Raw genomic sequence first — 12,269 nt, 5'->3', positions numbered from 1 at the left:
TTCATGGCTGGAGGCGGCTTCATCGCTGGAGGCGTCGTCGCGCCGTCGATGCGTTGCGGCTCAGATCTTCTGCCCCGCCGGCCCGACGCCGACGTTGATCATGATCCGCTGCACTTCGGTGCGGCCCTGCGGGAACTTGACCTCCAGCGTCAGCGTGTCGGTGCCGGCGAAATCGGCCTTCGACTGGTAGAAGGCGATGAAGCCCGGCACTTCCAGGGCGAGGCATTGCTTGTAGTTGGTGGCACTGACCTTGCCGCGCTTGATCGTGACGGTGCCGTTGCCCGGCGGCGTCACCAGGCGGATGGCGGGAAGGGGCCCGGATGAGCAGTCGGGCTGGACGTTGAGATAGATGCCGACCTGGATCGGCTTGCCGGCGACGCCCTTGGCGTTGCGCTCGACCGTGGTCTGAGCGGGAGCAGGCACGGGAGTTGAGGCGCCGGGAGCCGGCGTCTGGGCTTGCGCCGAGGAGACGGTGGCCGCCGCCAGCAGCGCCGTGACGGCCAGTCCCGCGAACGCTGACCGCCATTCTCCTCGCAACAGGTTCATCACCGCCCTCAGCCCCGCATTGTCCCTCAGCGCCGCCAGATTGCCGTATTCGAGCTGATCGTTCAACGGATTGCCGAACTTGCGGCCGACTCCAGCAAACTTCCTTCACGTCCGCCACGGCATCGCCGGCGCGGTGTCATCGGATGGGTCCGATGACGTCATGACTGTTTCCCGCTGTTGCCATCCGTGTCTGCGCAACTCGTCCGCCTCGAGGAATGCGCGGAGTGGACGACATTGGAACGCAGTCATCGGGCTGACATCGATGCCCTCCGGGCGATCGCTGTCGTCATCGTCGTTCTCTTCCATTTGAAGATCGCCGGCTTCGAGGCCGGCTATGCCGGCGTCGACATCTTCTTCGTCATCTCCGGCTATCTCATCACCGGGCAGATCCTGCGCGATGTCGCCGCGCGGCGTTTCTCGCTGTCGGAGTTCTATCTGCGGCGGGCAAGGCGCATCCTGCCGGCGCTGGTTGTAACCATTGCGGCCACGTTCGCGGTCGGCTGGCTGTTCCTGTCGCCGGAAGCCCTGCGCCAGCTCGCCAAGGAGGCGACGCATGGGCTGCTCTCCATCGCCAACATCCAGTATTGGCGCGAGGCCAGCGCCTATTTCGCGCCGAGCGCGGATGAGTTGCCGCTGCTGCACCTGTGGTCGCTGTCGGCGGAGGTCCAATTCTACGCGCTGGCGCCGCTGCTGCTGATGTGGCTCGGCACGCGCCGGCATGTGTTCCGCGCCATTGCCGCGATCGGGTTGTTGTCCCTTGCCGCGGCCGCGCTCTGGTCATCGCGCGATCCGGACGCCGTGTTCTTCCTGACGCCATTCCGGGTGTTCGAATTCGCCATCGGCGCGCTCGCCATTCCGCTCGAGGCTCGCCTGGCAGCGTCGCCGCGCGCCCGCTCTCTCGCCGCCGCCTGCGGTGATGTTCTGTTGTTCGGCAGCCTTCTCCTCATCGGCTACTATCAGTCCCAGGCAGGCGTCGCCGCGCTGCTGCCCTGCATCGCCACGGCCGTCATCATTGCGGCCAATGCCCCGACGTCGCTGGTGATGGCTCGCCCGGTGCACGCCATCGGCGCCGCCTCCTATTCGCTCTATCTCGTGCACTGGCCGGTGATCTTCTTCGTCCGCTTCATCTTCGGCGATGCGGCGCAGACCGCGGCCGGACTGGCAGCGCAGCTCGCGCTGATGGCAGTGCTGACCACGCTGATGTTCGCCATCGTCGAGCGGCCGCTGCGGCGGCTGCCGTGGCCGCGCGTCGCGCAGGTGGCGAGCTTTGCGACGGTGCTTATCGTCGGTGCCGCGCTCACCCACGTCACTTTCCGCGCCAACGGCGTCGTGTCGCGGCTGCCCGACGATCAGCTCGCGCTGTTCCAGCTGCAGGGCTTCGGCCTCAACAAATGCGGCCGCGCCGTCGGCCGTCTGTGTGCGTTCGGCGATCTCGAGGGTACGCGCGGCGTCGAGCTGCTCGGCGATTCCTACGTTCAGCAATATGTCGCCGCGCTCGATGCGACGCTGAAGGCGCGCGGCATGATCGGGCACGTCTCCACCATGAGCGGATGTCCCACCCTCGCGGGGCTCACCGCCGAGGGACCTCGCGCCCAGGTCTGCGCCGAGCTGCGCGACAGCGAGCTGCCGCGGATCCGGCAGTCGCCGGCCGATTTCGTCGTGATCGGGCAGGCATGGCAGTATTATCTCGATCTCGGTGATGGGCCGGCAGCGCGGACCCGCAACGCCGCGGTCGCCGGTCATCTCGCCGAGACCATCCGTCTGCTCGATCGGCCCGGCCGGCATTTCCTCGTCGTCGGCGGCCAGGTCCGTCCGGTGAATTGCGCCTTCGATCAGTTGCGCATGCTGCCGGGGCCGCGCTGGCACGCGCCCGCCAAGCCGTGCGATGCCGTGCCGAAGAGCGAGGCAATCGCGACCAACCGCGTCATCGACGCCGTCCTGTCGGAGGCGATCAGGCCGCTCGCCAAGGTGACGCTGCTCAGGCCCTCGGAGGTCTATTGCGACCAGGATTGCCCGGTCGTCGAGGATGGCGTGTGGCTGTTCCAGGATGCCGGCCATTTCACCGTGGCCGGGGCCCAGCGCATGGGCGAGCGCGCCGCGCCGGTGTTCGCGAGGTTCCTGTCGGACGACTAGTTGGCGCTGTTCGCCGTCAGTTGCGGCGCGCTTGCGGCCGCGGCCAATGCCGGCGACGCCGCGACGATCCGTGGCCCTGCGAGCTCCGAACCCTGCGCCGTGAGATGGCCACCGTCCCAGGCGAGCGGCGCGCCGTCTGGGGTCTGGAGCGCGCAATCTCCGGCCGGGCACAGCAGCGCGAGCAGCGAGACGTAGTCGGTCCGCGCTGAATCCTTCAGCAGAACACGCATGAAGCCGTCGACCTCGCCGAGACCATCCAGCATGTGCCCGTCGGTCGAGACGCCGAAGCGCTTCGCGGCAATCAGCAGATGCGGCAGTGGGCGGTCGAACTGCGGGCTCGGCCCGACCACCACCACCTTGCTGCCGATGTCCGTGATCGCCTTGATCGTGGCGAGCAGGCTCGCCTGTGCGGCCGGCGTCATCGCGGTGCGCGTCCAATTGCCCGAGAGAACGACGATGTCGGGTGTGAGCTCGCGCACCAGAAGTGGCAGCCGGCGGTTGAAATCCGCACAGGCGGCGGACTGGCCTGCTTCGGCGTGAGGAACGCATTGCGCGAGGCTGGCGCGCAGCAGCGAGGCCTGGGGCAGGGCTCGCTTCAGGCCAGGGATGAGGTGAGCGGCGTGGCTGTCGCCCCACACCAGGATGCGCGGGCGCGGGCCTTTGGCAAGGCACGACGGCTGCAACGCCTCGAAGGTCTGGCCCGGATCGAGGAAGCAGGTGCCGCTCTCATAGGCGGACTGATGGTCGTAGCTGATGAATTCCGCCAGCGTCCGCTCCTGCGGCGAGAAGCGGGCGGGAAATCCGGCAAGCCCGATGATCGCGAGTGAGGCCAGCAGCACGACCGATGCGCTCGCGACCAGCGCGCGCACCGTGACCGGCGACTGCGCCTGCCTCGCCGGCTGCTCGATCAGATAGAAGCTCGTCAGCGCCATCGCGGTGCAGGCGCCGAGCAGCGCCAGCTTGTGCTGAATCGAGCTCGGCGGACCCCAGACCGCCGTCGCCAGCGAGACGACGGGCCAGTGCCAGAGATAGAGCGAGTAGGACCACAGCCCGACCGCGATCATCGGTTTGACCGCGGTCAGCACGGCCTTGCTCGGGGACGGATTGGCCCAGATCACGGCGGCGGCGCCGAGGCACGGCAGCAGCGCGGCCGTGCCGGGATAGGGCGTGTGCGGCGAGAACAGGTTGACGGCGGCGCCGAGCGCGATCCAGCCCAGTGCGGCCACAGTGATCCTGAGCCACTGGCTGTGCGGCGCCGGCAGGGCTTCCACGGCCAGCAGCGCGCCCAGCGCGAGCTCCCAGACCCGGGCCGGCAACAGAAAGAACGCGGCGGCGGGCTGCAGCCGGGTCTGGATCAAGCAGAGCAGGAACGAGGTCGCGCAAAGCCCGGCGAAGCTCGCAAGCATCAGCGGCCGCCGCAGCGCGAAGGCGGCGAGCGCCAGCATGGGAAACAGCAGATAGTACTGCTCCTCGACCCCGAGCGACCAGGTGTGCAGCAGCGGCTTGGTGATGGCGGCGGCGTCGAAATAGCCCTGCTGCGACCACAGCAGGATGTTGGAGCAGAAGACGAGCACGGCCAGCGCCTGTTGCGCCACCGACACCGCGTCCCCAGGCAACAGGATCACGCTGGCGGCGAGCAGGGTCACGCACAGCATCGCCAGGGCCGCCGGCAGGATGCGCCGGGCACGGCGCCGGTAGAACGCCGCGAACGAGAACGTTCCGGTCTGCACCTCCGCATGAATGATCCGCGTGATCAGGAAGCCCGAGATGACGAAGAAGATGTCGACGCCGACATAGCCGCTGCGAAACGGCGAGATGTCGTAGTGGAACGCGATCACCGAGATCACTGCGAAGCCGCGCAGGCAGTCGATGTCGGGACGATAGCCGGTTGCGCTCAAGGGTTCTGTCCGGACGCTCGCATCTGGCGGCGGCCGTCAATCCCCGACGGTCACTGCACGCAGGCGACCCTGGTAGGCTCCGATTGCAACCGCATTGAGGGATTCCTGCGGCACCGTTGGTCGTGCAAACAGGACACAATGCCATCGAATTGAGATCGCAGCGGGAATCCGCGGCTTGCCTTCACAGACTTGCCTCAATGGCGTGATGGCCTTGCCGGAGTTCATGCGTCGAGCGAGCGTGTCATGCGTACATTGGGGCAGAAGGCCGGCCGGGCCGGATTGTTGTGCGGCGTTGTTCTATTTCAGGTTGTGGTTGGCGTTTCGCTTGCGCGAAGCGCCGAGCCCGGCGGCTCCTCACCACCCGCAGGCGAGGTGGCCAAGGATCAGGGCAAGGAGAGCGGGCCGTTCGGCGGATGCGAGCCGATCGGGTTGACGGCATCGGGCGAGCTGGTGTTCCCGCTGGACTGCAAGAAGCTGATCAAGAAGCCGGTCGAGGCGCCCGTCGCCGAGGACAAGACCCCAGCTGACGACAAGACCGCGTCGGTCGATCCTGCGCCATCCGTTCCGAGCCAGGCGGCCAGCGCCGACATTCCGGCCGGTCCCGAGGTCAAGCCTGCCGCGGCTGCGGAAGCGGTTGCGACGATACCCACCGCGTCGGCTGAGCCGAAGCAGGCCGCAGTTACGGACAAGCAGGATGCGGTTCAGAAGGCTGCGGCAGCAGAGCCAGTCGCCGGCAAGCCTTCCCTGACCAAGCCGTCCGTGAAATCGCCATCGATGGCGGCGCCAGCGACCAAGCCGCCCTCTGCCAAGTCGTCTTCTGCCAAGCCGTCCTCTCCCAGAACGGCCGCGGCCAATCCGCCCGCGACGACGCCATCCCCAGCCGGGGCATCATCGGCCAAGCCGTCATCCGGCAAGGCGGCCCAGGCGCAGGCCGTTGTGGTTGCCGCCAGGGATGCAGCGGTCAAGGATGCCGGCAGGACATCGCGGATGGTCGCCAGCCGGCCGATGATCGTGATGGCAAGGCCTGCCACCGCAACCCCGACCTCGGCCCGGCTGCAGGCGGAGGGCAGGCCGCGACTGCGCACCGCGGGACTGCCGGCCTGCGTCCAGTTCCGCAGCTACAATCCGGCGACGCACAGCTATCGCGGCTTCGATGGCCACACCTATGCCTGCCGGTGAGCGCTGACGCTCGAGGGCCGGTGGTCTGGAGGCCGGCGGCGAGTGACGTGACGGCCTGCCGCCCAAGGGCGGCAGCGAAGTCGAGCAGCGCGGCGCCGGAGCTGCTATAGAACCGGAGTCCTCATCTCCGTCCCTCGCCGCGGTTGCTTCCGATTCGACATGGCAGAGCCTCAGTCCGACCTGTTCGAGATGCGCCGGCTGGAATCGCTCTCCAACACCATCTTCGGTGTTGCGATGACGCTTCTCGCCTACGACCTGCCGAAGCCCAATTTCGCGCATATGCCCGGTTGGATCGACCTGGTGCACACTTATTCCGGGCGGCTCGCCGGGCTGGTCCTCAGCTTCATCATCGCCGGCGTGTTCTGGATCAGCCACCACCGGCGGCTGGCCCGGCAGCCGTTCGCGGGCCGGCCCGTGGTCATCCTGAATCTGTTCTTCCTGTTGTCGATCGTGCTGCTGCCGGTGACCAACGGGCTCTACGGCGGCTACAGGCTGAGCAGCGCGGTGGCCGTCCTCTATGGCCTGCATCTGACGATCATTGCGTCGCTGAACGCCGCGCTGTGGTGGCTCGCGCTTCCCGGTGGCCGCCATGCCGAAATCGCCGGCGCGATCTTTCCCGTGATCGTGTTCGTGCCGGGCATCGTCATCGCGGCGATTGCCCCGGAGTACGTGCAGTATTTCTGGATGCTCGGCTTCGGCGGCTTCCTGGCGCGGCGGTTCGTCCGCAGCCCGCCGGTGGCGCTGGCCGGCGAGAAGGCGGAGCTGCCATAAAAAACGCGGCGGGCCGTGAGACCCGCCGCGCTTCCGTTCTTGAACTCGCTGGTCCAGGGCCGAGACCGCCCCGTTGCCGAGCCGCGATGGCGCTGAAACGCTGACGAATCATGCGCTCACACGTCGCTCATGAAGAGCCGCTCAGCGGGCGATCCCAGCGAGGTGACAGCGCTTGGTGAAAGACACTGGATCACCTCCTTTCGTTGTTGATGGTGACCGGAATATAGGATGGTCCGGGCCGCGAGGGTAGGGGGGCCGATTACGGAACCCACCAGCCGCCGCCGTCGTGCTGCGCTGCGGCTCGGGTCGCGGATTCCGCTCGATTCCGGCCGTTCCAACCGCGGATCCCGATGCATCCGCCTCCAGACCCCGTGGCGAAGAGGTTGAGAGCCGCCGCGGACCATGTTAGGGAACGCCCCGATGCGGGTGTAGCTCAATGGTAGAGCAGCAGCCTTCCAAGCTGAATACGAGGGTTCGATTCCCTTCACCCGCTCCAATGATTTCAAGAGCTTCGCGCATCTTTAATTTCCATTCGGACAAGTCGGCTACCGCTCATTCGGACACCTGATCGGCTTTTGTTCGAACTGCGCGCCGCTTCCTGGTGCCAGTGGCGATCTGTCTCGTCGTCCGCTTGACGTACTTCGGCAGCACCTTGACCGTCGTGTGCCGGCTCTGCGCCAGTATCTCGCGATCGGTCAGTTCTGCGTCCCCTGTCTCGGTCAGGCCGCCGTGGCGGAATGACGCAAACGACAACTCGTCGGGCAAATCGGTTGCGCGAATCACTTCCTTCACCTTGCGGCTCGTGTGCGTGAAGTCGGGCATGTCGGGCTTGGGCCATGTTGGCCACGGACCACGATTGCCCCAGTCGCGGCAAAGCATCAGGCCACCGATACGCTCACGCTTGATCGCATCCAGTTCCGCCATCAGTTCGGGATAGAGCGGCACGCCTGCATCGTCGAACAGTGGAATCCAACTTTCGGCCCGCGTCTTTTCGTCGACCACGCGCACCATGTTCGGATGCTCCTTCGGCCGATAGTGCGACACGTCGAAGGTCGCGAAGATGTCGGTCTCGCGCTGCAGCCACTCCCAGCCGATTAGCGCGGCGGTTGCCAGTGACGGAAGGCCCATCTCTTTGGCCTTGGTGCGGAACGTCTGCAACTGCTCATAGGTCGCGGTCGGCGTCTGGCGGTCGGACGAACGTAGGCCCATCTGCGCGAATGGGTTGACCAACGGCAGCCTGCCGGGATTGCGGCGGGCGCACACATTCCAAGCGCGCCGACAGGACTTCATCGCGTGATTGACGGTGGTGCGGCGCTCACCGATTATATTGCCGCCGTCGTCGGTCAGCACCAACAGCTTCTCGTAGAGTGCATCGGTGACACTAGTGTCGATTAGACCGACGCGGCGGGCTCCAAGCCGTGAGCCGTCCTTCAGGACGTAGCCACCAACGATCTTGAAGCCGTGCTCATGGTTGCGCTTCGTCTTGCCGTCCAGCTTGGTGTAGCGGCGGTCAGCGCGATACTCTGCGAACACCCAATCCAGCGTGCCTATCTGCGCCACAGTTGGCCGCTGTGTGGATGCAATGGCGCGGTCGCCCGATCGCCACGCATCGAAGGCCGGTAACAGGATCGTTTCGGCGCGCTTCACCGCAGTATCGTAATCGAGGCCAAGAGGTTCGTTATGAATTGGACAGCCGGCCTTCTTGGCCCACGTTGGCAAATGCCAAAAGTAGCCCCATCCGGCCTTCGTCAGCTTGCGCTCGACGTAGCGCGGCAAGGGCAGGGCGGTGCGAGGCGGTTTCATCAGATCAGCTCCCGCAGCGTCTTCGGCGTCTCATCCGGCACAAGATCGGTTGGCTCCGGCCGGCCGGTGACGATCACGATGCGACCTGTGACGTCGATCTCAGTGCGCTGGACACTGAGGCCGGCCTTCAAGGCACCGGCGATGGCGCGGGTAATGTCGCGTTCACGAAATACTAAGGGCCTGCGCTTGCGTACAGGCTTAGCTGATACCTCCTCCTCATCATCCTGATGCGCCGCCTGGTACACCGCAAAATCAGCCGCACCCCGTGCCGTGATGCGCGCCATCAGCGCGTCCATATCGTCGAGGTGGCTCGCGGCGCGCTTGGGCCGGCTGGCGTTTCGCGCACGCAATCGGTCGAGCAGGTTGGCGCCGCTGTGAAGTCGCTCAGCCAGAACCTCGATGGTTGCGGAAAGCTCCGTCACGCAGTCCGCTCCATCCGCTCACGGACCGCAGCGACGATCAGGCTCGTCATCGACATGTTAGATCGCGCCGCTTGGTCTCGCAGCCAAGCCCGAAGATCGTCCGGCACGTTTACGAGCATTTTCGTCAGCGGGCCGCGCTGCATGGGGCGCCGCTTTCTTCGTGGCGTTTTCATCAGGGTCGTCCCCGTCGCAAAAGCTTTTGTGAACACAACGCAAACATATATATTCGAAGCTGCACCCATCCACAACATCTTGTGTAGACAACATATCAAGCAGCCCAAGATGTTGCGAATCTTGCGGAATTCCATCGCAAGAAAAGCGCCGCTTATCATTGGTGCGAGGGCTTGCGGCGGCAATTGCTTGGAGGAAGCGCCGATAATGCTGAAGGGAGCAGGCCGGAGACCATCGTAATGACAGTGTATGCCGACGCGCCGCTTGAGACATTGCAAGACTTCTTCACCGAAATGGCTGTATTTCGCAAAGATCAGTGTGATGTGATACCTGAAAGGACGATCGAACTTCTCAAGGAGGCCGCGCTGTTTACCAGCCTGGCACGCATGTCGCTGCAGGTGTCGCCTATTGTCCGAGACAGATTTGTGCGAGCCGTCCATGAATGGTCACATGACGACCTCCAAGTAAGGCGGGCCACATGGGAGGTAGCCGAGCAGGTTGGTATAGACGAGACGTTGCTAACGGCCGAAGGGTTTTTGTCACGGGTATGTGATACCCTAGCGCGCCGATCATTTGCTGGCTGAGCCGGTCACCGATCTGGGAAACTTGACAATGCCCGATGCTACCAGTGAAGTCGAAATGGTACAGCAAATCCAAGCGACGTTTATGCAATTCGATCGTCGAGCCGAGAAGGTGTCTCAGGATATCCTTGCTCGCACATTCGTAGACGCGGAGCCTCTCTTCATCCAGCTATCGAGCCGCAATCATCAGGTCTTTTACGGAAGACGGGGAACAGGCAAAACCCACGCGCTTAAATACTTGGCGGAGACGCTTCGAGCTCGCCAAGATATGCCGATCTACGTTGATCTCCGGTCTGTCGGATCAAACGGCTCGATCTACTCGGATGGCAAGCGCACTCTAGCCGAGCGGGCGTCTCGCTTGATCATTGATGTGCTTGAAGCGGTCGAGCAGGAATTGACCGCGATCGCTATCGAGCAAATCGACAACGCAAGGGATGCACAGCAGATCACCATGCGGCTTGACGACCTTGGCGCAGCAATACGTTCCGTCGAGGTTAAGGGGACCGTCGAAGAAGAAAAGACAACCTCGGAGGCCCAAGAAACGAACAAGACTCTCTCCGGTAAATCTGACATGAAGACTGTGGAATTATCGGGCGGGTTTGGCAGAAAGAACGCCGTCACCGATATGAACCGCACGAAACATTCGGGAGAGGCCTCGATAAGCATAGATTTCGGACCGCTTCAGGGGGCACTCTCAGGCTTGGTGGACGTTCTCGGCTCACCAACAATTTGGCTGCTAATCGACGAATGGAGCGAGATACCAATCGATCTCCAACCCTACTTAGCTGATCTGATCCGCCGCACGATCCTCCCGCAACCGCGCATGATCGTAAAAATCGCTGCGATTGAACACAGGTCGCAATTCGCGGAGCTTGGGTCCGGGGGATCATACGTAGGCATCGAGATCGGGGCCGATGTGACCGCCGATATCAATCTTGATGATTTCGTCGTGTACGATGTGGATCAGCGTCGTGCCACCGAGTTCTTCAAGAACCTGATCTTCAAGCACTACCAGGTGGGCGAGCGAGCCAACCCCTTAATCGACACGGCCGACAAACTGATCTCTGCCGCCTTCACGCAAGTCACGGCATTTGAGGAGTATGTTCGTGCCATTGAAGGCGTCCCGCGCGATGCTCTGAATTTGGCTGCAGCAATGGGACGCATCGCTTTCGGCCGCAAGATCGGCGTTACGGACGTGAGGAAGGCGGCGCGAGAATGGTATCAACAGGACAAGATGTCCGTCACTAAGAGTGCGCCTGTACTCGCAGACGTTCTAAATCACATCATCAATGAGGTTATTGAAAATAGGCGTACCAGAGCCTTCCTTTTTCCTGCAGCATCTAGTTCGACCGAGATCGACCGCTTGTACGATGCCCGCCTTCTTCATCTTCTCAAAAAAAGCATCGCTTCAAACGACGAGCCGGGCAGACGCTATCACGTATACAAGATTGACTATGGTTGTTACGTCGACCTGATATCGACATCCCGTGCGCCCGGTGGACTTCTCGCTGCGGATGAAGGTACCTATGTCGACGTCCCCCCCGACGACTATCGTTCCATTCGTCGGGCGATCCTTAAGCCTGAGGAAATCATTCCCTACCAAGCGTAGCCGAAATGCCACGCGCCGCCTCTACGTCCAATACGCGCGAACAGCTATGATGTGCAGTCGGTTTTCAGGATGGTTGGCCTTGTTGCCTTTGGTCCTGACTTTCGCTTACGCATATTGGTGGTCGAACGTCCGGCAACGCAATGTGAAGACGGACGGTTCTTTTGGCGCCCACTTGACAGTTTTCGCAACTGCGGGCTTGGGCCTCATCGCCTTGCGATGGTGCAAACCTTGACGAGCGCAAATGGGCTACAGCTTCCCCGGGGCGGGAAGCCGAGCATTGGACGCGGATGGATACGCGACATGGCCAGTGGAGCGTCTGGCAAAGCGGTGAGAGCTCAATATGGCGTTCCATATACACGCGTGGCCGGGTCAAATGGATCGGACGGCCAGTGATCTCCCGGTATTGAGAGGTTATGCTCTCGAGGTTCGAGACATGTCGACGCCTATGATCGACCTCCAAAACAGTCCCGTTGACCCCTTGCTGCTAACGTCCGCGGGCGTATCGGTCCTTCACCATTGAACTTAGCCGACGACGTGCCTCTCATCGGCTTGAAGGGGTGCTGACTATCGCTGGTGCTGATAACGTTGGTGGAGCGAAGCCGAACGTTGAGCAGCTTTGAAGGCCAGTACCTGGCACTCCGCCGGGTACCGATCCAAGTGCCTGCCCCAAGAAGCCAAAGACTACAAGTACCACACCAAACCCAAACAGTTTAAGACGATGTCTTACATCCTCCCGCAGGCCCATTCCCATATGTCTGCCCAACGAATAGTTGTCCTCATCCATCTCGTATTCGGTTCGCGATCTCCCTTCCATTCGCGCAAAGTAGCGGGCATAAAATTCGCTGATCTCAAGCTCTCTCTCGTTGATGTAGCGCCGGAACATTTCGTACCATTCCCGAGCGATCAGTAGAAATCCAGAGATATCGAGCATCAAACCTATGATGCTAAGCCATTGCTGGCACATTTCCGTGCTCCATCTTGCTTCAGTAATAGGCTAACTCCCGGCGAACGAGATCGTGGACGCGCCTTTGATGGCCGAACGTGCGCTTCGACAACGTTCAATATGCTTCGCATTATAGGTCGACTACCTCGGAAGAGTTGCCGATAAGGTAGACATCGCAAAAGCGCGCGGAAATGGGTTTGTTTTTTTGGGGGG

Annotated in this window: 10 protein-coding genes and 1 tRNA gene; 5 read left to right on the top strand and 6 right to left on the bottom strand. The window is 62.9% G+C overall.

Features of this window, described 5'->3' with window-relative positions:
• Positions 1 to 60: 60 nt before the first annotated feature.
• A complete protein-coding gene (locus tag ACQR2C_RS05415; RefSeq protein ID WP_434880650.1) occupies positions 61 to 612 on the bottom strand; it encodes a hypothetical protein in 552 nt (183 codons plus the stop codon).
• 168 nt (positions 613 to 780) lie between these two features.
• Here ACQR2C_RS05415 and ACQR2C_RS05410 point away from each other — a divergent pair, with 168 nt between their 5' ends.
• On the top strand, positions 781 to 2,679 hold the full coding sequence (locus tag ACQR2C_RS05410) for an acyltransferase family protein (protein WP_434880649.1): 1,899 nt from the start codon (positions 781 to 783) through the stop codon (positions 2,677 to 2,679).
• Here the strand turns inward: ACQR2C_RS05410 and ACQR2C_RS05405 are convergent.
• The gene (locus tag ACQR2C_RS05405) at positions 2,676 to 4,577 is read right to left on the bottom strand and encodes an acyltransferase family protein (protein ID WP_434880648.1); all 1,902 of its coding nucleotides are present in this window, start codon (positions 4,575 to 4,577) and stop codon (positions 2,676 to 2,678) included. The genes ACQR2C_RS05410 and ACQR2C_RS05405 overlap by 4 nt on opposite strands.
• 372 nt (positions 4,578 to 4,949) lie before the next feature.
• On the opposite strand from ACQR2C_RS05405, the gene ACQR2C_RS05400 reads away from it, so the two are divergent.
• The 3 genes from ACQR2C_RS05400 to ACQR2C_RS05390 all read left to right on the top strand — a co-directional run bounded on the left by ACQR2C_RS05400 (position 4,950) and on the right by ACQR2C_RS05390 (position 7,023).
• Positions 4,950 to 5,756, top strand: a complete 807-nt coding sequence (locus ACQR2C_RS05400; RefSeq protein ID WP_434880647.1) for a hypothetical protein — start codon at positions 4,950 to 4,952, stop codon at positions 5,754 to 5,756.
• Positions 5,757 to 5,915: 159 nt separating this feature from the next.
• Positions 5,916 to 6,527, top strand: coding sequence for a TMEM175 family protein (locus ACQR2C_RS05395; RefSeq protein ID WP_434880646.1), 612 nt, complete (start codon positions 5,916 to 5,918; stop codon positions 6,525 to 6,527).
• A 422-nt stretch (positions 6,528 to 6,949) separates the two neighbouring features.
• Positions 6,950 to 7,023, top strand: a tRNA-Gly gene (locus ACQR2C_RS05390).
• 56 nt (positions 7,024 to 7,079) lie between these two features.
• On the opposite strand, the gene ACQR2C_RS05385 is transcribed toward ACQR2C_RS05390, so the two are convergent.
• Genes ACQR2C_RS05385 through ACQR2C_RS05375 form a run of 3 tightly spaced genes read right to left on the bottom strand, consistent with a single transcriptional unit; the run spans position 7,080 to position 9,363 of the window.
• Positions 7,080 to 8,330 carry a hypothetical protein gene (locus ACQR2C_RS05385; protein ID WP_434880645.1) on the bottom strand — a complete coding sequence of 417 codons (1,251 nt, stop codon included), beginning with the start codon at positions 8,328 to 8,330 and terminating at the stop codon, positions 7,080 to 7,082.
• Positions 8,330 to 8,752, bottom strand: a complete 423-nt coding sequence (locus tag ACQR2C_RS05380) for a hypothetical protein (RefSeq protein WP_434880644.1) — start codon at positions 8,750 to 8,752, stop codon at positions 8,330 to 8,332. Before ACQR2C_RS05380 ends, ACQR2C_RS05385 begins: the two co-directional genes overlap by 1 nt.
• Positions 8,749 to 9,363 (bottom strand): hypothetical protein, encoded by a 615-nt coding sequence (locus tag ACQR2C_RS05375; protein ID WP_434880643.1) that lies wholly within the window; start codon positions 9,361 to 9,363, stop codon positions 8,749 to 8,751. Before ACQR2C_RS05375 ends, ACQR2C_RS05380 begins: the two co-directional genes overlap by 4 nt.
• 172 nt (positions 9,364 to 9,535) lie before the next feature.
• Here ACQR2C_RS05375 and ACQR2C_RS05370 point away from each other — a divergent pair, with 172 nt between their 5' ends.
• The gene (locus tag ACQR2C_RS05370) at positions 9,536 to 11,113 is read left to right on the top strand and encodes an ATP-binding protein (protein WP_434880642.1); all 1,578 of its coding nucleotides are present in this window, start codon (positions 9,536 to 9,538) and stop codon (positions 11,111 to 11,113) included.
• Between the two features lie 541 nt (positions 11,114 to 11,654).
• Here ACQR2C_RS05370 and ACQR2C_RS05365 read toward each other — a convergent pair.
• Entirely contained in the window at positions 11,655 to 12,077 is a 423-nt protein-coding gene (locus ACQR2C_RS05365; protein WP_434880641.1) for a hypothetical protein, read from the bottom strand.
• Between the last annotated feature and the right edge of the window lie 192 nt (positions 12,078 to 12,269).

It is taken from the genome of Bradyrhizobium sp. HKCCYLRH3061, assembly GCF_051168015.1.
Classification (GTDB): Bacteria; Pseudomonadota; Alphaproteobacteria; order Rhizobiales; family Xanthobacteraceae; genus Bradyrhizobium.
The sequence above is the reverse complement of the archived record's forward strand: the minus strand, read 5'-3'. Positions and strand labels throughout refer to the sequence as shown.